The organism is Burkholderia sp. SIMBA_062, assembly GCF_046534765.1.
In the GTDB taxonomy this organism is placed as follows: domain Bacteria; phylum Pseudomonadota; class Gammaproteobacteria; order Burkholderiales; family Burkholderiaceae; genus Burkholderia; species Burkholderia ambifaria.
Genome location: NZ_JAWRYD010000042.1, coordinates 37,814 through 57,559, shown reverse-complemented (window position 1 = coordinate 57,559; position 19,746 = coordinate 37,814). Strand labels below are relative to the sequence as shown.

Sequence of the window (19,746 nt, the reverse complement as noted above, 5' to 3'; positions counted from 1 at the left end):
CCGCCCGGTGCGGACCCGCATGCCGGGTGGTGTGGGAGGGGATCGGTCAGTTTATCTGACCGCCCCTATCCCGATTGGGCGACCGGTTTGTCGCGACAGCGCATCGCCATCACCGGCACCACTACCGTCCCGCTGCGGTCCTGCACCGCAAAGCAAAACACCACGGCGAGCCGTGGCGTTTTTCGTTTGCCGTGTCGCGCCGTGCGTCCGGCGCGCATCGATCAGTGATGCACGTCCACCGGCCGCCCGTCGAAGTCGTGCCCCGCGCGGCGGATCTCGCAACGCGCGTCCTTCTCGCCCTTCACGCCGTTGAACACGATGTTCAGGATCACGGCGGAGGCCGACGCGAGCAGGATGCCGCTGTGCAGGATCGGTGCGAGCGCGGGCGGCAGCTTCGAGAAGAAGTGCGGCGACACGACCGGCACGAGGCCCAGGCCGACGCTCACGGCGACGATGAACAGGTTGTGCGTGTTGTTCACGAAGTCGACCTTCGACAGCACCTTGATGCCGTTCGCCGCCACCATCCCGAACATCACGATGCCCGCGCCGCCGAGCACGAACGGCGGCACCGATGCGACGACCTGCGCCATCTTCGGGAACAGGCCGAGCAGCACCAGGATCACGCCGCCCGTCGCGCAGACGTACCGGCTCTTCACGCCGGTCACGCCGATCAGGCCGACGTTCTGCGAGAACGACGTGTGCGGGAACGAGTTGAAGATGCCGCCGATCAGCGTGCCGAGGCCGTCGACGCGCAGGCCGCGCACGAGGCGGTCCTGGTTGACCGGACGGTCGACCATGTCGCCGACCGCGAGGAACATGCCGGTCGATTCGATGAACGTGACGAACATTACCGTGACCATCGTCGCGATCGACAGCGGGTCGAAGTGCGGCATGCCGAAGTGGAACGGCATCACGAAGCCGACCCACGGTGCGAGCGCCACGCCATCCGTATTCACGCGGCCGATCGCAAACGCGATCACGAAGCCGGCGACGATGCCGAGCAGCACCGAGATGTTCGCGAGGAAGCCGCGGCCGAACTTGTTGATCAGCAGGATCAGCGCGAGCACGAGCAGCGACAGGCCGAGATAGACGGGGCTGCCGTATTCGGGGTTGCCGACGCCGCCGGCGGCCCAGTTGATCCCGACTTCCATCAGCGACAGCCCGATCACTGCGATCACGGTGCCGACCACGACCGGCGGGAAGAACCGCAGCAGCTTGCCGATCATCGGCGCGAGCACGATGCCGATGATGCCGGCCGCGATGGTCGAGCCGAAGATGTCGAGAATGCCGAGGCCGGGATTGGTGCCGATCGCGATCATCGGGCCGACCGCGGCGAACGTGCAGCCCATGATGACGGGCAGGCGGATCCCGAAGATCCACAGGCCGAGCGTCTGGATCAGCGTGGCGATGCCGCACGAAAACAGATCGGCGCTGATCAGGAACGCGATCTGGTCTTTCGGCAGCTTCAGCGCGCCGCCGACGATAAGCGGCACGGCGACGGCGCCGGCGTACATGACGAGGACGTGCTGGAGACCAAGCGTTACAAGCTTGCCGGTCGGCAGCACCTCATCGCACGGATGGACCGTGTTCGATTGCATCTGTCTCACTCCATGATCTTGTTTTCGGGGTGGTACGAAGTTATGCGGAATGCACCATCGCAACAAGAGCACTGGGTTCTATTCCGCTCTTTGCTGGTTCGATATGCCGTTTCGGCATGCAACAGGGGGAAGATCATCGGGAAACGCCGCTGGAGTGAGGTTCCCCGGTTTTATAGCCCTTCAAAATAGTGCGGGCCCCCATGTCAAATATCGTCGGCTTTATGGTGTGTATCGGCACTGCGGCATAGTGGCAAAAACGACGGGCGAAAAATCGCGCCGGGTTAACCCGCGAGCGCCCGTTTTCACGCGCAAGATGCAGCGCGCGCCGGCCGCGTTTTCGCGTTGCCGCGGCGGCAAACGCGCCGCGCAAATCGCGGCGCGTGTCGCGATCCCGCTATCATCGACATCCGTTTACTCGAATACGCCATCCCGTCATGCGCCTGCTCGGAATCGATCTCGGTACCGGCTCCGTCAAACTCGTCACGCTCGATGCCGACGGCGTCGAGCGTGCGGTTGCGAGCGAACCCTATGCGTTGTCTTCGCCGCAGCCCGGCTGGGCCGAAATCGCGCCCGACGTGTGGTGGCAGGCGCTGGTGCGTGCCGCTGCGCGGCTGCCGGCAGCCGAGCGCGAGCAGGTCGCCGCGATCGGCTTCTCGGGCCAGATGCATGGCGTCGTGCTGATCGACGCGGCCGGGCAGCCGGTGCGGCCCGCGTTGTTGTGGCCCGACACGCGCGCGGTGCGTGAAGCGGACGCGGCCGACTGGCCCGTCGCCGGATCGCCCGTCCCACCGAATCCCGTCGCGCCCGGCATGGCGGGCCCGCTGTTGCGCTGGCTGGCCGCTCACGAACCGCAGGCGCTGCGGGCCGCGCGCCGTGCCGTGCAGCCGAAGGACTGGCTGCGCATTGCACTGGGCGGCGAGGTCGCGGCCGATCCGAGCGATGCGTGCGCGACCGCGCTCGCGACGCCGGACGGCGCGTGGGATACGGCGCTGATCGACGCGCTGGGCCTGTCGGCCGACCGCTTCGCGCCGGTGCGGGCGTCGAGCGCGCGCTGCGGCGTGCTCGCCGCGACGGCGGCGGCGGCACTCGGGCTGCCGGCCGGCGTGCCGCTCGCGACCGGGGCGGCCGATACCGCGTGCGCGGCGCTTGGCAGCGGGCTCGTCGCGACCGGCGACGCGCTGCTGACCACCGGCAGCGGCGGCCAGATCGTCGTGCTCGCGGATTGCTTGCCGCCCGCGCGGCGCGGGCTGCATCGCTATCGCACGGCGGCCGGCGGCGGCTATTACACGATGGCCGCGATGCAGAACGTGGGGATCGCGCTCGAAGCGGTGCGCGGCTGGCTCGGCTATCCGGGCTGGCCGGCAGCGTACGACGACGCGTTCGCGCAGCCGCCGTCCGAGCGGCTCTGCTTCCTGCCGTACCTGACGGGCGAGCGCTCGCCGTGGATGAATCCCGATGCGCGCGGCGGCTGGCTCGGTCTCGGGCTCGGCGACACGCGCGGCGCGATGATGCGCGCCGCATTCGAAGGCGTCGCGTTCGCGTTGCGCGCGGGGCTCGATGCGATCCGCGACGCGAACCCGGCCGATCCGGTGACGACGCTGCGCCTTGCCGGCGGCGGCTCGGTCGATCCGCGCTGGCGCCAGTTGCTCGCGGATGCGCTCGGCGCGTCGCTCGACGCGGTCGATTGCCCGAACGCCGCGACGCGGGGCGCCGCGCTGCTCGCGGGAGTCGCGATCGGACACTGGCGCGAAGACGCGCTGCGCACGCTGGCGCCCGCTGCGTCGCCGGTCGCCGCGCCGCGCGACGATCGCGCGCTGGCCGCACGCCATGCGCGTTTCGTCGATCTGTATGCGCGAACGGATGCTTGGTTCACGACCGGCGTTTAAACTCGGGCACTTGTCCGGTTGCGACGGCGGTGACGCATCGCGGCAAGCTGGCGGCTCTTTCGCGCGCGCGACGGGCAGTGTGATCGGCGATCATGGCGAGCGCGATACGGTTTCGCCGTGCCGCATGCGATGCCGCACGGCACGGCCTGTATACGGGCGACACGGCGAAGGTGAACGCCGGCGACCTGGTCCGAACACGCTGCCGCCGGGGAAGCTCGACGACGGCTTCGACTCGATGAAGACGGGCGAATCGATTCGCCCGATCGTGCTGTATTGAACGGAAGGGAACCCCATGCTCGAACTCGTTTCTTCGCATGCTTGCCACGGTGGCGAGCAACGCTTCTATCGCCACGATTCGAAGGCCATCGGCCTGTCGATGAAGTTCTCGGTGTACCTGCCGCCGCAGGCGGCGCACGGCCGCGTGCCGGCGCTGTTCTACCTCGCGGGGCTCACGTGCACCGAGGAGACGTTCGCGATCAAGGGCGGCGCGCAGCAGTACGCGGCGCAGCACGGCCTCGCGCTCGTGATGCCCGATACGAGCCCGCGCGGCGCGGACGTGCCGGGCGAGGCCGATGCGTGGGATTTCGGCGTCGGCGCGGGCTTCTATGTCGATGCGACGCAAGCGCCGTGGTCGACGCATTACCGGATGGAGTCGTACGTGACGGGCGAGCTGCGCGAACTCGTCGCGGCCGAACTGCCGATCGACGGCGCGCGGCTCGGGATCTTCGGCCACTCGATGGGCGGGCACGGCGCGCTGACGCTCGCACTGCGCCATCCCGACCTGTACCGCTCGGTGTCGGCGTTCGCGCCGATCGCCGCGCCGACGCGCTGCCCGTGGGGCGAGAAGGCGTTCTCGGGTTACCTGGGCGCCGACCGCGACGCGTGGAAGCAGCACGACGCGAGCGAACTCGTCGCGCGCGCGGATGCGCCGAAGTTCGTGGACGGCATCCTCGTCGACCAGGGCCTCGCCGACCCGTTCCTCCCGAACCAGCTGAACCCCGACGTGTTCGAGGCCGCGTGCGCGAAGGCCGGCCAGCCGCTGACGCTGCGCCGTCACGCGGGCTACGACCACGGCTACTACTTCATCTCGACGTTCATCGCCGATCACATCGCGCATCATGCGCGCGTGCTGGCGCGTTAGTGCGACAAACTGGCCGCGCCAGTTCGCGTCATCGGGTGGCGTGGTGCTTCGCCTTTCGCAGCATGCGCAAGGCGAGCCATGTCACCGACATCACGACCGCCAGTGCTATCAGCCAATGCACGACGATCACGAGATCGTCGCCGGCCTCGCCATCCCAGAATCCGGGAGTGTGCGTGACGAGCCAGGCCCACGCATGCTCAGGTATCGGTAGTGCGAACGACTCGTGGGTCAGGCACAGCCTTGCAAGCAGCGCTGACGCTACAAGTACCCATGCGGTTACTGCGGCTCGGTACACGACTCGCTTCATCTGACTGTAACCATGCCGTATACCTGCAGCGAGGAGCCGGGGATCGAAAAGGGCTTCTGCGAGATCAGCTAGCCTCTCAGGCGCGCGTATTCGATCGTCGATTCGATTGTTACGCATCCCCTGCTGATTCCCTGTATGCCTTTGGGGTGAAGCCGGAAATTGCCACGTTTGACGTCGTCGCAAAGTACGTAATCGTCAATGTTGCTGTCGGCGGCATAAAGGGCAAACCAGTCCCGTTTGTCGCTGAAGAACGCTCGCAGCGGGCCCAGCATGCCGCCGGTTGGCCGATCGACAATGTAGTACCGGCCCGGCGGAATGGCCCCTTCGCCAGCGAGGCATGACGACGACCGTCGATTACGGTGACGCGCGCTGCCTGAAAAGGCTGGAAAGGACATGGCACCGCATTGCAGAACGCTCATGTTCTGATCGTTCAGTTCGAATTTGCATTCGAGCATGGCAGGTATCGCTCAGCATGATTGAGTGCCGAGAATGCTGCCATGGTCAATGCAGTGCGCACAATTTGACTGATACGAAATATATCGGGTGCGTCGACAAGCGCGGCGACGCGTTTACCGAGAGTCGGCTGAATGTCATGTGTGACGCCGCAACAGGCTCGCGCCGTACACGAGCGCGGACAGCGCGGTGATCCGGAAGCTCGTCGGTCAGTGCCGGCGTTGTTCTACCTCGCGGGGCTCACGTGCACGGAGGAGACGTTCGCGATCAAGGACGGCGCGCAGCAGTATGGCCTCGCGCTCGTGATGCCCGATACGAGCCCGCGCGGCGCGGACGTGCCGGGCGAGGCCGATGCGTGGGATTTCGGCGTCGGTGCGGGCTTCTATGTCGACGCGACCCAAGCGCCGTGGTCGACGCATTCCCGGATGGAGTCGTACGTGACGGGCGAGCTGCGCGCGCCGACTGCGACGCGTGGAAGCAGCACGACGCGAGCGAACTCGTCGCGCGCGAGGATGCGCCGAAGTTCGCCGACGGCATCCTCGTCGACCGGGGTCTCGCCGACCCGTTCCTCGCGAACCAACTGAACCCCGACGTGTTCGAGGCCGCATGCGCGAAGGCCGGCCAGCCGCTGACGCTGCGCCGACACGCAGGCTACGACCACGGCTACTACTTCATCTCGACGTTCATCGCGGAGCACATTGAGCATCACGCGCGAGTGCTCGGGCGCTGAGCTGTCGGACGCCATGTCGTACCGCCCCGGCGGGGGCGACGTGGCGTGTCATTCGTCGCCAGATACGAAAGGCCAGCCATACCGCCGGGATGGGATGGCATAAGCAAGCAGCAAACGCGCGACGACGAGCAGAAATCGTCTGCGGGCCTTGCTCTTACGGAAACCATTTACAAGCATGAACGGCGCAGACCTGCGCTTTCCGGAAGGTCATGCAAACACTTTAACGCATCGTCGATCTCCACGCCGACGGCATGCGTATGACAGGCATGAATAGCGTCAGCCATCAAACATCGCATATCGCTGAAAATTCGTACCGGTTCGATGGCCAATCGAATGGTCTCGCTCAATAATGGCCAACAATTTAATCGTTGAGGCATTTACTCGAGCAAGGGCTGATTCGGATGGCGGAAATGGGTTGCGACGTATCAAATAATTCCCCGAGCTGGAGATTGATCAATCTGTTTGCGTGGAAACTTGTGCCTGAACGATGGAATGGTGGTGTGAAGCATATCCAGACGTTCAAAGATGCGTGGGTCGTGCACAACAAGCCGTACATCAGGGCGGCAGCGGGACGAAACAGCTTGCCCCCGGAAATGCTCGCAGGCGTATGCTGGATCGAGGTTGGCGGAGATCCGGAATTCATCGATCGCGTTGCATTCGAGGTGCGCGCGTTCGACTGGACCGGCCCGCCATTCGTCGACAAGCATCTGACGCTCACGCGTCATCCCGCGATGACGTCATTTGGTCCCGTCAGCATGCAGCTTCGCACGGCAGCACAAACACTCGGAATGGACCCGCTTAAAATGTCAGCCCCGCAATTCCGAGGTCTGGCCTATTGCCTTCAGCGCGATATCTTCAATATCGATCTGGTTGCGCGTCATCTCCGGCAATTGGCGGAGCGTGACGGATTCGAATTTCCATTTTCGGTCGATCAGCTTCGGATCATCGGTGCTCGATACAATCGAGGGAGTGGATTGTCTCTTGAGCAGATCAGACAAAATACCAGCTACGGCGATTTTATCGTTAAGCACTGGCAGCGTTTCGTTCGGCTCATGCAGTAATGCTTAGGGTACCAACATGACTCGCCTAATCCATTTCGCCATTCATGCCGCGTGTGTCGTCGGCTTGCTTGTCGTCGTCGCGATCACCGGGAACCAGTACGCGTGGATGCATCAAATCGATCCATCCGTCGCGATCGGCGCAATCAACGACGAGGCAGGCGACCGGAGGCTCGCCGCATATGTGCTCCTGATCGTCGTTGCCATCACCCAAGTCGTGTTGCTCGCGAGATCCGGGGGCGTCGGTCGCAGACCTTGGGTCAACTTCCTGATTCTCGCGGCAACGGGCGCATGCGCATGGAGAGCGAGCCTGTGACTTCAGCGGCAGGCCCGGCGCGTCACCCAGGCCTGCGCAACAGGCTCGCCCCATCCTCGGGCAGTCAATGGGCGGTCAAATGCAGGAGATACAGATGCAGATCGGGCGTCGCTGCCGTACGCCGAATTCTCGACGCAATTGGATACAGACAACGTCAGGCACTTCCAGAAAGCAGGCGCGATCGCTAGCGAAATTCGTCGGAATTCTGCAGAAGTTTTTCTTTATCGACACCCTTGTAGGACAAATATCGATTCGGAATGGCCGATCGCAGTTCACTGACCCTGGAAAAATGCAAGGCAGAGAATGCACGCTACTTGCAACGGTCAAGCGCGCCGTGGTGATCCATTCTGTCGAGTCCCGCGATGGTCGTCGCGGGACTGTTCACTGCATTTAGTTTCGAGCTTTCACGAGCAAACTCGCCCCATACACCGTCGCCGACAGCGCCGTAATCCAGAAGCTCGTCGGCCAGTCGGTGTGATACGCGAGCGCGATCCCGAGCCACGCTTCGAACAGCGCGAACAACGCGGCGAGCAGCACGCCGGTCGACAGCCGCGTCGACACGTTCTGCGCGGCCGCGGCCGGCCCGACCAGCAGCGTGAACACCAGCAGCACGCCGACGATCTGCGTCGCCGCGGCCACCGCGAGCGCGCATACCGCGAGGAACAGCATCGACACCGTGCGCAGCGACACGCCCTTGGCTTCGGCCAGTTCGGGCTGCAGCGACGCAAACAGCAGCGGCCGCGCGATCAGTGCGAGCGCGACGAGGCTCACCGCGCCGATGCCGGCCAGCACCGCGAGCGTGTCGCGGCTGACCGCGAGCACGTTGCCGAACAGCAGCGCGGTGACCTGCGTCGCGAACGACGTGTAGAAGTGCAGGAACAGCAGCCCGAAGCCGAGCGCCCCCGACAGCACCACGCCGATCGCGACGTCGCGGCCCGCGAGCCGTTCGCCGAGCGCGCCCATCCCGATTCCGGCCGCGAGCGTGAAGCCGACCATCCCCCACATCGGCGAGATGCCGACCAGCACCGCGCCGGTCGCGCCGGTGAAGCCGACGTGCGACAGCGCGTGGCCGGCGAAGGTTTGTCCGCGCAGCACCAGGAAGTAGCCGACGATGCCCGCGAGCACTGCGACGATCCCCGACGCGGCGAACGCGTTGATCATGAAGTCGTATTCAAACATCGTGCGAATGCCCGGGATGAGCGTGTCCGTGGTGATGATGGCCGTGGCCGCCGCCATGCGAGTGGCCGTTGTCGTCCTCGTGTTCGTGATCGTGCTTCTCGACTTCGACGTCGCCCGACATCACGAAGATCTTGCCGTTCACGCGCATCACGTCGATCGGCGAGCCGTAGAGTCGCGACAGCACCGGCTTGGTGATCACCTCGTCGACGGTGCCGAGCGCGGCGACGCCGTTGCCGAGATACAGCACGCGATCGAGCGCGTTCAGCAGCGGATTCAGTTCGTGCGCGGAAAACAGCACGGTGATGCCGAGCTCGCGCTGCACGTTGCGCACGAGTTCGACGACGCCGCGCTGGTGGTTCGGGTCGAGGCTGATCAGCGGCTCGTCGAGCAGCAGCAGCTTCGGGCTGCCGAGCAGGCACTGCGCGAGCAGCAGCCGCTGCCGCTCGCCGCCCGACAGTTCCGACAGCGGCCGGCGCGCGAGCGCCGGGCCGCCGACGAGCTCGAGCACACGCTCGACGTCGCGCCGCGTCGCCGCGTTCGTGTGCGGCAGCCCCCAGCGATGGCCGTCGGCGGCCATCGCGACGAAGTCGTAGCCGCGCATCCGGCGATTCGCGAGGCCGCTCCTGATCTGCGGCATGTAGCCGATCGACGCGTTGCCGCGCACGACCGGCACGCCGCCGACCGACAGCGTGCCGCCCGAGACGGGCACGAGGCCGAGCACCGCGCGCATCAGCGTCGTCTTGCCCGCGCCGTTCGGCCCGAGCACGCCGACGAATTCGCCGGGTTCGATCGAGAAGCTGACGTCGCGCAGGATCGTGCGCCCGCCCAGTTCGAGCGTGACGCGATCGAGTGCGAGTGCGTGAGGAGTGGCGGTCATTGCGTTGCGTCGATCATTTCTTGCTGGCGGAAAGCGCGGCCGCGAGCGCATCGAGCTGGCCGGCCATCCATTGCTGGAAGGTCTTGCCGGCCGGCTGCGTCTCGGTCACGCTCACGCTCGGCACGCCGCCGTCGCGCGCCACTTTCAGCAGCCGCTTGGTCATCGGCGCTTCGGCCTGGCTGTTGTAGATCAGCACGCGCACCTGCTTCTTGCGCAGGTCGTTCTCGAACGCGGCGACGTCCTGCGCGCTGGCTTCGGTGTCGTTCATCGTCGCGAGCTGGAAGCGCTGGTTGCGCATGCCGAGGCCGATCGCGTCGGACATGTAGCCGAACACAGGCTCCGTGGCCGTCACCGGCACGCCCTTGTACTGCGCGCGCAGCGCGGCGACCTTGTCGTCGACGGGTTTGAGCGACGCGACGAACTTCTGCAGGTTCGCGTCGTAGTCGGCCTTGTTCGCCGGATCGGCACGACCGAGCTCGGCCGCGATCGCGCGCGCGGCGGCCGGCATGGTCGCCGGGTCGTACCAGAGGTGCGGATTGTCGCCGGCCTTCTTGCCGACGAGATCGGCGACGACGATCGTCGCGCGCTTCGCCTGCTTCGACGCGCCGAGCAGCTTGCCCATCCACGGATCGTAGTTCGCGCCGTTGTAGATCACGACCTGCGCATGCTGCAGCGCGCGTGCGGTCTTCGGGCTCGCTTCGAACAGGTGCGGATCCTGGTCGGGATTGCTGAGGATGCTGGTCACCGCGACATGGCGGCCGCCGATCTGCGATGCGACGTCGCCATAGAAATTCTCGGCGGCGACGACGTTGACGGTCGCGGCGTTCGCGAAGGCGGGCGCCGCGATCGACAGCACGGCAGCCGAGGCGGCCAGCAGGCGTACAAGCGGCAGCGCGCGTCGTGGCGCGCGCTTCAGGGCAATGGACATGGAACTCCTCGTTGGAAGGGGGGCGGCGCCGAGCGCCGCGCGGGGCGTCAGCGGTGCGCGGGCTTGCCCTTGCAGTGCCCGCACAGGCCGTTCAGCTCGACGACCTGGTGGTGGACTTCGAACCCGTGCGCGGGCGCGCTCGCGGACAGCTGCTTCGCGAGGTCGCTGCCCGGGATCTCGACGGTCTCGCCGCACGAATCGCAGATCAGGAACTGGCCTTCGTGCGGCACGCCGATCTCGCAGCACGCGAAGAACGCGTTCTTCGATTCGATCCGGTGGATGAAGCCGTGCTCGACGAGGAAATCCAGCGCGCGATAGACGGTCGTGGGCGGCACGCGGCCGCGCTGCGGCTCGAGCTCGGCGAGCAGGTCGTACGCGCCGATCGGGCGCTGAGCGGCCAGCACGCGTTCGTAGACCTGGCGGCGCAGCGGCGTCCACGCGAGCCCGTGCTCGGCGGCGAATGCGTCGGCCCGGGACAGCCGGGCGTCGATGGGCGATGAGGTGGCCATGGCGTGAAGCAGGCAAGAGAAACGAAGTATGGCGATGATATAACGTATCTCCCCACCGTGCAGCCCGAATTCCGTCCCGCGCATACGCTCCGTCCCCTTCAGCGCGGTTTCAGCCGCGCCGCACCCGGTGCGCCGCGCCTTGCCGGACGCGGGTCGCGGGCCCGCGCTGCATTGCGCCGTGCCGCAGCGCATCATCGAAAGCCGCCGTGTCGCCTTGACAGCGCGAATCGCGTATCCGATCATTCGATCAACAACAGAGCAATTGATCGGTCGGCGAGCGTTCGCTCACCTCGCGACCTTCGAGCAGCAGAACGAACCGGAGACAACCAGTGAGACTGGAACAGAAGGTCGCGATCCTGACGGGCGCGGCAAGCGGAATCGGCGAGGCGGTCGCGCAACGCTATCTGGACGAAGGCGCGCGCTGCGTGCTGGTCGACGTGAAGCCGGCTGGCGGCTCGCTCGCACGGCTGATCGAGGCCAGTCCCGGCCGCGCGGTGGCCGTCACCGCGGACGTCACGCGCCGCGACGACATCGAGCGGATCGTCGCCACCGCGGTCGAGCGCTTCGGCGGCGTCGACATTCTGTTCAACAACGCGGCGCTGTTCGACATGCGCCCGCTCCTCGACGAATCCTGGGACGTGTTCGACCGGCTGTTCGCGGTCAACGTGAAAGGGCTGTTCTTCCTGATGCAGGCCGTGGCGCAGCGGATGGTCGAGCAGGGCCGCGGCGGCAAGATCGTCAACATGTCGTCGCAGGCGGGGCGTCGCGGCGAGGCGCTCGTTTCGCACTACTGCGCGACCAAGGCCGCGGTGATCAGCTACACGCAGTCGGCCGCGCTCGCGCTCGCACCGCACCGGATCAACGTGAACGGCATCGCGCCGGGCGTGGTCGACACGCCGATGTGGGAGCAGGTCGATGCGCTGTTCGCGCGCTACGAGCAGCGTCCGCCCGGCGAGAAGAAGCGGCTCGTCGGCGAGGCCGTGCCGCTCGGCCGGATGGGCGTGCCGGGCGACCTGACGGGCGCCGCGCTGTTCCTCGCGTCGGCCGACGCGGACTACATCACCGCCCAGACGCTGAACGTCGACGGCGGCAACTGGATGAGCTGACTTGACGACGCTCGCACGCGCAACCGATGCGGAGCCGCCGCGCGCGGCCGCCGCCGCACGAGGGCCCGCATGATGGCCGAGATCGTGGTCGCCGGCGAACTGCTGGCCGAATTCGTCGCCGCCGAGCGCGGCCAGGGTTTCGATACGCCGGGCCTGTTCGCGGGCCCGTTTCCGAGCGGCGCGCCGGCGATCTTCGCCGACCAGGCCGCGCGGCTCGGCGCGCGCGTCGCGTATGCGGGCTGCGTCGGCCGCGATGCGTTCGGCGACGCGATCGTCGCGCGGCTCGCGCGCGACGGCGTCGACGTCGCGCGCATCCGTCGCGTCGCGCGCCCGACCGGCACCGCGTTCGTCGCGTATCGCGACGACGGCTCGCGCAGCTTCGTCTTCAGCCTGTCCACCAGCGCGGCCGCGTGCGTCGACGCATCCGACGTCGACACCGCGATATTCGACGGCTGTCGCTACTTCCACGTGATGGGCTCGTCGCTGACGAGCGAATCGGCGATCGCGGCGGTGCAGCGCGGCGTGATCGAAGCGGCGCGCGTCGGCGCGAAGGTGTCGTTCGACCCGAACGTTCGGCCGGAGATGCTGAGCTTCCGGCCGATGCGCGCGGCACTCGACGCGATGCTCGCCGCGTGTCACCTGTTCCTGCCGAGCGAGGCCGACCTGCCGTTCTTCTGCGGGCCGCAGCCGGCCGAGCGTGCGATCGCCGGGCTGCTCGCGACGCATCCGCTGCTCGAGCGCGTCGTGCTCAAGCGCGGCGCGGCCGGCAGCGCCGCATTCGATCGTGCGAGCCGCGTCGACGCGCCGGCCTGGCCCGTCGACGAACTCGATCCGACCGGCGCCGGCGACTGCTTCGGCGGCACGCTGGTCGCGAGCCTCGTCGCGGGCATGCCGATCGACATCGCGCTGCGCCGCGCGAATGCGGCCGGTGCGATCGCCGTCACGCGGCGCGGTCCGATGGAGGGCAACAGCAGCGCGGCCGAGATCGATGGCTTCCTGACCGAACGAGGTGTCGCATGTCCGGCCTGAGCTCCACCGCCGAACGCCCGCGCCACGCGCACGCCGACGCCGTGCTGCGAATGATCTTCGACGCGAACCGCGCGGATGCGCAGCGCGGCATCTATTCGATCTGCAGCGCGCACCGGCTCGTGCTGGAGGCCGCGTGCGAAGCGGCGCGCGCGGACGGCTCGCCGCTGCTGATCGAGGCGACCTGCAACCAGGTGAACCATCTCGGCGGCTATACGGGCATGACGCCGGCCGATTTCCGGCGCGACGTCGATGCGATCGCGCAGCGCCGCGGGCTTGCGCCATCCGCGCTCGTGCTCGGCGGCGACCACCTCGGCCCGAACCCGTGGCGGCACCGCCGTGCGGCCGACGCGATGCGCGAAGCGGCCGCGATGGTCGCCGCGTATGTCGAAGCCGGGTTCGAGAAGATCCACCTCGATGCGAGCATGGCGTGCGCGGACGATCCGCCGCGGCTCGACGACCGGACGATCGCCGCGCGTGCGGCCGAGCTGTGCCGCGCGGCCGAGGACGCGGCGTCGCGCGCCGGCGTCGCGCCCGTCTACGTGATCGGCACCGAAGTGCCGACGCCGGGCGGCGAAGTGGCCGGCGGCGCGGAGGGCGACGCGATCGCGCGGATCGCGGTCACGCGCAGCGACAGCATCGCCGCGACGCTCGATGCGCACCGCGGCGCATTCGCGGCGGCCGGGCTCGACGATGCGTGGGCCCGCGTGATCGCGATCGTCGCGCAGCCGGGCGTCGACTTCGACGATCGCCACGTGCTCGACTACGACAGCGCGAAGGCCGCGTCGCTCGGCGCGAGCATCCTGCGCACGCCACGGCTCGTGTTCGAAGCGCATTCGACCGACTACCAGACCGAAGGCGCGCTCGCGGCGCTCGTGCGCGACCACTTCGCGGTGTTGAAGGTCGGCCCCGCGCTGACCTTCGCGCTGCGCGAGGCGCTGTTCGCGCTCACCTTCATCGAGGACGCGCTGATCGGCGACGTCGCGCAGCGCTCGCGTTTGCGCGACGTGGTCGACGCCGCGATGCGCGCGCAGCCCGAACACTGGGCGCCGTACTACCGCGGCGACGAAACCGAGCAGCGGCTCGCGCGCCAGTTCAGCTACAGCGACCGGATCCGCTACTACTGGCTGCAGCCGGCCGTCGCGGCGGCGGTCGAGCAGCTGTTCGACAACCTCGCGCGGCAGCCGGTGCCCGAGACGCTCGTCGCGCAGTGGCTGCCGGACGTGTACGCGGCGTGCCGCGCGGGCGGCCTCGCGAAGGAACCGCGCGCGTGGGTGCGCCACCGGATCCGCGAGGTGATCGCGCACTATGCGCGCGCGTGCGGCATGCAGCGGCCGGCGTGACGGGCCGGGAAGGAAACGCGGCAACGCGACACACGCAATACGTAATCAGTAATACGCAGGACACGATACGCAACACCGACGACAGTTCGAACAATCACAGGAGACATGCCATGCAACGAAAGATGCTCGATGCCGCCGCACGCTGCTTCGCCGGAGCCGCGCTCGCGACGGCCGCGTGCGCGGCGTCCGCCGGCACGCTGACGATCGCGACGCTGAACAACCCGGACATGATCGAGTTGAAGAAGCTGTCGCCGGCGTTCGAGAAGGCGAACCCCGACATCAAGCTGAACTGGGTGATCCTCGAGGAGAACGTGCTGCGCCAGCGCGCGACCACCGACATCACGACCGGCAGCGGCCAGTTCGACGTGATGGCGATCGGCACCTACGAGACGCCGCAGTGGGGCAAGCGCGGCTGGCTCGCGCCGATGACGGGGCTGCCCGCCGACTACGACCTGAACGACATCGTGAAGACCGCGCGCGACAGCCTGTCGTACAACGGCCAGCTATATGCGCTGCCGTTCTACGTCGAGAGCTCGATGACGTTCTACCGCAAGGACCTGTTCGCGGCGAAGGGACTCAAGATGCCCGACCAGCCGACCTACGACCAGATCGCCGAGTTCGCGGACAAGCTCACCGACAAGGCGAAGGGCACCTACGGGATCTGCCTGCGCGGCAAGGCCGGGTGGGGCGAGAACATGGCGTACGTGTCGACGCTCGTGAACACGTTCGGCGGGCGCTGGTTCGACGAGAACTGGAACGCGCAGCTGACGTCGCCGGAATGGAAGAAGGCGATCGGCTTCTACGTGAACCTGCTGAAGAAGGACGGGCCGCCGGGAGCGAGCTCGAACGGCTTCAACGAGAACCTCACCCTGACCGCGTCGGGCAAGTGCGCGATGTGGATCGACGCGACGGTCGCGGCCGGGATGCTCTATAACAAACAGCAGTCGCAGGTCGCCGACAAGATCGGTTTCGCGGCCGCGCCTGTGGCCGCCACGCCGAAGGGCTCGCACTGGCTGTGGGCGTGGGCGCTGGCCGTGCCGAAGACGTCGAAGCAGCAGGACGCCGCGCGCAAGTTCATCGCGTGGGCGACGTCCAGGCAGTACATCGAGATGGCCGGCAAGGACGAAGGCTGGGCGTCGGTGCCGCCGGGCACCCGCACGTCGACCTACCAGCGTCCCGAGTACAAGGCCGCCGCGCCGTTCTCGGATTTCGTGCTGAAGGCGATCGAGACGGCCGACCCGAACGATCCGTCGCTGAAGAAGGTGCCGTACACGGGCGTGCAGTACGTCGGGATTCCTGAATTCCAGTCGTTCGGCACGGTGGTCGGCCAGGCGATCGCGGGGGCGGTTGCGGGCCAGACGACGGTCGACCAGGCGCTGGCCGCCGGGCAGGCTGCCGCCGACCGCGCGGTCCGGCAGGCCGGCTACAGGAAGTAACGCGGCCCGCACCGCCCGCACCGTGCGCGGCACCGCGCACGGTGCACGTGGCCGAAGCAACAACGCGGGACGGCCGTTCGCGTCCGCGCCTCAACCGGAGGGACTCCGATCATGCGTCACTTGCGTCTTCCCCTGAGCCACGCGCCGTCGGTCGGCGACGCGTCGTCGCCGCCGGGCGCGCCGCGCCGCGCGCGCCGCGGCCCCAGCTGGCTCGTGTCGCCGTCCGTCGCCGTGCTGCTGCTGTGGATGTCGATTCCGCTCGCGATGACGATCTGGTATTCGTTCTCGCGCTACAACCTGCTGAACCCGGACGTGAAGGGCTTCGCCGGGCTCGACAACTACCGCTTCCTCGCGACCGATCCGTCGTTCCTGCCCGCGATCTGGCACACGCTCGTGCTGATCGGCGCGGTGCTCGCGATCACGGTGGTGGGCGGCGTGCTGATGGCCGTGCTGTTCGATCGCAAGTTCTACGGGCAGGGCATCGCGCGGCTGCTCGCGATCGCGCCGTTCTTCGTGATGCCGACGGTCGCCGCGCTGATCTGGAAGAACATGATCCTGCATCCGGTGTACGGGCTCGTCGCGAACGCGATGCGCGCGCTCGGGATGACGCCGGTCGACTGGTTCGCCGACTACCCGCTCACCGCCGTGATCATGATCGTCGCGTGGCAGTGGCTGCCGTTCGCGTTCCTGATCCTGTTCACCGCGATCCAGTCGCTCGACCAGGAGCAGAAGGAAGCCGCCCGCATCGACGGCGCGGGACCGATCGCGATGTTCTTCTACATCACGCTGCCGCACCTGAAGCGCGCGATCGCCGTGGTCGTGATGATGGAGACGATCTTCCTGCTGTCGATCTTCGCGGAGATCTACACGACGACGGGCGGCGGCCCGGGCAATGCGACGACCAACCTGTCGTACCTGATCTACGCGCTCGGCCTGCAGCAGTTCGACGTCGGCCTCGCGTCCGCGGGCGGGATCATCGCCGTCGTGGTCGCGAACGTCGTGTCGTTCTTCCTGGTGCGGATGCTCGCGCGCAACCTGAAGGGAGAGTACGAGAAATGAGCGACCTGACTTTCGCAGGCCGGCGCGCGCCGGCCGCATTCGACCTCGTGCGGCGCGCGCTGCCCGGCGCGCTGGCGTGGCTGATCGCGCTGCTGCTGTTCTTCCCGATCTTCTGGATGGCGATCACCGCGTTCAAGACCGAGCAGCAGGCCTACGCGTCGACGCTGTTCTTCGTGCCGACGTTCGACAGCTTCCGCGAAGTGTTCGCGCGCAGCAACTACTTCGGCTTCGCGTGGAACTCGGTGCTGATCTCGGCGGGCGTCACGGTGATCTCGCTGCTGCTCGCGGTGCCGGCCGCCTACGCGATGGCGTTCTTCCCGAACCGGCGCACGCAGAAGGTGCTGCTGTGGATGCTGTCGACCAAGATGATGCCGTCGGTCGGCGTGCTCGTGCCGATCTACCTGCTGTGGAAGAACGCGGGGCTGCTCGATACCGTGTCGGGCCTCGTGATCGTGTACACGCTGATCAACCTGCCGATCGCGGTATGGATGACCTTCACGTACTTCAACGAGATTCCGAAGGACATCCTCGAAGCGGGGCGCATCGACGGCGCGTCGACGTGGCAGGAGATCGTCTACCTGCTGATGCCGATGGCGCTGCCGGGTCTCGCGTCCACCGCGCTGCTGCTCGTGATCCTGTCGTGGAACGAGGCGTTCTGGAGCATCAACCTGTCGAGCTCGAACGCTGCGCCGCTCACCGTGTTCATCGCGTCGTACTCGAGCCCCGAGGGCTTGTTCTGGGCGAAGCTGTCCGCGGCTTCCCTGCTCGCGGTCGCGCCGATCCTGATCGTCGGCTGGCTGTCGCAGAAGCAGCTCGTGCGCGGGCTCACGTTCGGGGCGGTCAAATGAGCGCGGCCGGCAAAGGCGCGAACGGTCACGGTGCGAATGTCCTGATCTGCGATTGCGACGGCGTGCTGATCGACAGCGAGGCCGTCGCCGCCGACGTGATCGTGCGCGAACTCGATGCGCGCTGGCCGGGCGTCGACGCGCGGCCGGCCGTAATGCCGCTGCTGGGGCTGCGCATCGAGCGCGTGCTGGCCGGCGCGAGCGAGGCCGTCGGCCGCACGCTGTCGGCCGACGACGTCGGCGCGATCCGTCGCGCGGTCGAGGCGGCGGCCGTCAACGCGCCGATGGTCGACGGCATCGAGACGGCACTCGCGGCGATCAGGCTGACGACGGCGTGCGCGAGCAACAGCTACCGCGCGTATGTCGAGACGGCGCTCGCGCGCACCGGCCTCGCACGCTTCTTCGGCGACCGGCTGTTCTGCGCGGACGCCGTCGCGCGGCCGAAGCCCGCGCCCGACGTGTATCTCGCGGCCGCCCACGCGCTCGGCGCGGTGCCCGCGCAATGCCTCGTCGTCGAGGACAGCATGACGGGCATCACCGCGGCGGCCGCGGCCGGCATGACCGTGCTCGGCTTCGTCGGCGGCGGGCATGCGTCGGCCGCGCAGATCGACGCGCTGCGCGGGATCGGCGCGCGTCACGTATTCGACGACATGCACGAGCTGCCCGGTTACGTCGCGCGCTGGCAGGCGACGGGCGCGGTGCTGCCGGGCTAGGACCCTCACCACGAACGATTGCGCGCCGCACCGAACGCGGCGCATCACGAACGAACGGAGACAGACCATGGCAAGCGTGCTCCTGCGCAACATCGCGAAGCGCTACGACGACACCGAAGTGCTGCGCAACGTGAACCTCGACATCGCCGACGGCGAATTCGTCGTGTTCGTCGGCCCGAGCGGCTGCGGCAAATCCACGCTGATGCGGATGATCGCCGGGCTCGAGGACATCTCGAGCGGCGAGCTGCTGATCGACGGCGCGAAGGTCAACGACGTGCCGAGCGCGAAGCGCGGCATCGCGATGGTGTTCCAGTCGTATGCGCTGTATCCGCACATGACGCTGTACGACAACATGGCGTTCGGCTTGAAGCTCGCCGGCGCGAAGAAGCCCGAGATCGACCAGGCGGTGAAGCAGGCCGCGAAAATCCTGCACATCGATCACCTGCTCGAGCGCAAGCCGAAGCAGCTGTCGGGCGGCCAGCGGCAGCGCGTCGCAATCGGCCGCGCGATCACGCGCAAGCCGAAGGTGTTCCTGTTCGACGAGCCGTTGTCGAACCTCGACGCGGCGCTGCGCGTGAAGATGCGGCTGGAATTCGCGCGGCTGCACGACGAGCTGAAGACGACGATGATCTACGTGACGCACGACCAGGTCGAGGCGATGACGCTCGCCGACAAGATCGTCGTGCTGTCGGGCGGCGCGGTGCAGCAGGTCGGCACGCCGAACACGCTGTATCACGCGCCGGCGAACCAGTTCGTCGCGGGCTTCATCGGCTCGCCGAAGATGAACTTCCTGAAGGGCACGGTCGAGTCGGCCGATGCGACCGGCGTGCTGGTGCGCTTCGACAGCGGCGAGACGCAGCGCGTCGCGGTCGATGCGGCGGGGCTGCAGCCTGGCGCGGCCGTGACCGTCGGCGTGCGGCCCGAGCATCTGCTGGTGGGCGCGGCGGGCGCCGGGGTCGCCGCGCGGACGATGGCCGTCGAATCGCTCGGCGATGCCGCGTATCTGTATGCGGAGTCTGCAGTCGCGCCGGACGGGTTGATCGCGCGGATTCCGCCGCTCGACACGTACCGTACCGGCGAGGCGCTGCTCGTGCATGCGCAGCCCGAGCATTGCCATCTGTTCGACGAAAACGGGCAGGCGTTCCGGCGGTTGAGCGTGCACGCGAAGGCTGCATGATGCACGAACGCCGGGCAGTGCGCGCGCCCGTCGCGCCTGCCGTGCGCTGCCGGGTGAGG

20 protein-coding genes and 1 pseudogene are annotated in these 19,746 nt (G+C 67.5%); 13 read left to right on the top strand and 8 right to left on the bottom strand.

What is annotated here, in order from left to right:
- A partial coding sequence (locus SB786_RS31475; RefSeq protein WP_410730868.1) for a hypothetical protein occupies positions 1-228 on the top strand: 228 nt, incomplete at its 5' end.
- On the opposite strand, the gene SB786_RS31470 is transcribed toward SB786_RS31475, so the two are convergent.
- The gene (locus tag SB786_RS31470) at positions 222-1,598 is read right to left on the bottom strand and encodes a nucleobase:cation symporter-2 family protein (RefSeq protein WP_410730867.1); all 1,377 of its coding nucleotides are present in this window, start codon (positions 1,596-1,598) and stop codon (positions 222-224) included. The two genes, SB786_RS31475 and SB786_RS31470, sit on opposite strands and share 7 nt — an antisense overlap.
- A 434-nt stretch (positions 1,599-2,032) precedes the next feature.
- Here SB786_RS31470 and SB786_RS31465 point away from each other — a divergent pair, with 434 nt between their 5' ends.
- Positions 2,033-3,484, top strand: a complete 1,452-nt coding sequence (locus tag SB786_RS31465) for a xylulokinase (protein WP_410730866.1) — start codon at positions 2,033-2,035, stop codon at positions 3,482-3,484.
- Positions 3,485-3,776: 292 nt separating this feature from the next.
- Complete coding sequence (gene fghA / locus SB786_RS31460; protein ID WP_410730865.1) at positions 3,777-4,625, top strand: S-formylglutathione hydrolase; 849 nt, start codon at positions 3,777-3,779, stop codon at positions 4,623-4,625.
- A 28-nt stretch (positions 4,626-4,653) separates the two neighbouring features.
- Here fghA and SB786_RS31455 read toward each other — a convergent pair whose 3' ends face one another.
- Positions 4,654-4,932, bottom strand: a complete 279-nt coding sequence (locus SB786_RS31455) for a hypothetical protein (RefSeq protein ID WP_410730864.1) — start codon at positions 4,930-4,932, stop codon at positions 4,654-4,656.
- A gap of 68 nt (positions 4,933-5,000) precedes the next feature.
- Complete coding sequence (locus SB786_RS31450) at positions 5,001-5,387, bottom strand: DUF2778 domain-containing protein (RefSeq protein ID WP_410730863.1); 387 nt, start codon at positions 5,385-5,387, stop codon at positions 5,001-5,003.
- A 198-nt stretch (positions 5,388-5,585) separates the two neighbouring features.
- Between SB786_RS31450 and SB786_RS31445 the strand changes: the two are divergent.
- Positions 5,586-6,115, top strand: a pseudogene (locus tag SB786_RS31445) (alpha/beta hydrolase-fold protein); the annotation flags it as partial.
- A gap of 449 nt (positions 6,116-6,564) precedes the next feature.
- Positions 6,565-7,176 carry a hypothetical protein gene (locus SB786_RS31440; RefSeq protein ID WP_410730862.1) on the top strand — a complete coding sequence of 204 codons (612 nt, stop codon included), beginning with the start codon at positions 6,565-6,567 and terminating at the stop codon, positions 7,174-7,176.
- A 25-nt stretch (positions 7,177-7,201) separates the two neighbouring features.
- Here the strand turns inward: SB786_RS31440 and SB786_RS31435 are convergent, their stop codons facing one another.
- The 5 genes from SB786_RS31435 to SB786_RS31415 form a co-directional block, all read right to left on the bottom strand.
- The gene (locus tag SB786_RS31435) at positions 7,202-7,387 is read right to left on the bottom strand and encodes a hypothetical protein (protein ID WP_410730861.1); all 186 of its coding nucleotides are present in this window, start codon (positions 7,385-7,387) and stop codon (positions 7,202-7,204) included.
- Positions 7,388-7,879: 492 nt separating this feature from the next.
- Positions 7,880-8,668 (bottom strand): metal ABC transporter permease, encoded by a 789-nt coding sequence (locus SB786_RS31430; protein WP_410730860.1) that lies wholly within the window; start codon positions 8,666-8,668, stop codon positions 7,880-7,882.
- Positions 8,661-9,545 carry an ABC transporter ATP-binding protein gene (locus tag SB786_RS31425; protein WP_410730859.1) on the bottom strand — a complete coding sequence of 295 codons (885 nt, stop codon included), beginning with the start codon at positions 9,543-9,545 and terminating at the stop codon, positions 8,661-8,663. The genes SB786_RS31430 and SB786_RS31425 overlap by 8 nt, the downstream gene beginning before the upstream one ends.
- Before the next feature lie 13 nt (positions 9,546-9,558).
- Complete coding sequence (locus tag SB786_RS31420) at positions 9,559-10,473, bottom strand: metal ABC transporter solute-binding protein, Zn/Mn family (RefSeq protein ID WP_410730858.1); 915 nt, start codon at positions 10,471-10,473, stop codon at positions 9,559-9,561.
- 47 nt (positions 10,474-10,520) lie between these two features.
- The gene (locus SB786_RS31415) at positions 10,521-10,982 is read right to left on the bottom strand and encodes a Fur family transcriptional regulator (RefSeq protein ID WP_011657790.1); all 462 of its coding nucleotides are present in this window, start codon (positions 10,980-10,982) and stop codon (positions 10,521-10,523) included.
- Between the two features lie 329 nt (positions 10,983-11,311).
- Between SB786_RS31415 and SB786_RS31410 the strand changes: the two genes are divergently transcribed.
- The 8 genes from SB786_RS31410 to SB786_RS31375 all read left to right on the top strand — a co-directional run bounded on the left by SB786_RS31410 (position 11,312) and on the right by SB786_RS31375 (position 19,687).
- Entirely contained in the window at positions 11,312-12,088 is a 777-nt protein-coding gene (locus SB786_RS31410) for an L-iditol 2-dehydrogenase (protein WP_228905490.1), read from the top strand.
- Positions 12,089-12,160: 72 nt separating this feature from the next.
- Positions 12,161-13,117, top strand: a complete 957-nt coding sequence (locus tag SB786_RS31405) for a sugar kinase (protein WP_410730870.1) — start codon at positions 12,161-12,163, stop codon at positions 13,115-13,117.
- Positions 13,105-14,457, top strand: coding sequence for a D-tagatose-bisphosphate aldolase, class II, non-catalytic subunit (locus tag SB786_RS31400; protein WP_410730857.1), 1,353 nt, complete (start codon positions 13,105-13,107; stop codon positions 14,455-14,457). The genes SB786_RS31405 and SB786_RS31400 overlap by 13 nt, the downstream gene beginning before the upstream one ends.
- Positions 14,458-14,567: 110 nt before the next feature.
- On the top strand, positions 14,568-15,893 hold the full coding sequence (locus tag SB786_RS31395; protein WP_410730856.1) for an ABC transporter substrate-binding protein: 1,326 nt from the start codon (positions 14,568-14,570) through the stop codon (positions 15,891-15,893).
- Between the two features lie 111 nt (positions 15,894-16,004).
- On the top strand, positions 16,005-16,952 hold the full coding sequence (locus tag SB786_RS31390) for a carbohydrate ABC transporter permease (RefSeq protein ID WP_410730855.1): 948 nt from the start codon (positions 16,005-16,007) through the stop codon (positions 16,950-16,952).
- Entirely contained in the window at positions 16,949-17,800 is an 852-nt protein-coding gene (locus SB786_RS31385) for a carbohydrate ABC transporter permease (protein ID WP_410730854.1), read from the top strand. Before SB786_RS31390 ends, SB786_RS31385 begins: the two co-directional genes overlap by 4 nt.
- Positions 17,797-18,510: an HAD family hydrolase gene (locus tag SB786_RS31380; protein WP_410730853.1), complete on the top strand. Its 714-nt coding sequence runs from the start codon at positions 17,797-17,799 to the stop codon at positions 18,508-18,510. The genes SB786_RS31385 and SB786_RS31380 overlap by 4 nt, the downstream gene beginning before the upstream one ends.
- 67 nt (positions 18,511-18,577) lie before the next feature.
- On the top strand, positions 18,578-19,687 hold the full coding sequence (locus SB786_RS31375) for an ABC transporter ATP-binding protein (RefSeq protein ID WP_410730852.1): 1,110 nt from the start codon (positions 18,578-18,580) through the stop codon (positions 19,685-19,687).
- Positions 19,688-19,746: the final 59 nt, after the last annotated feature.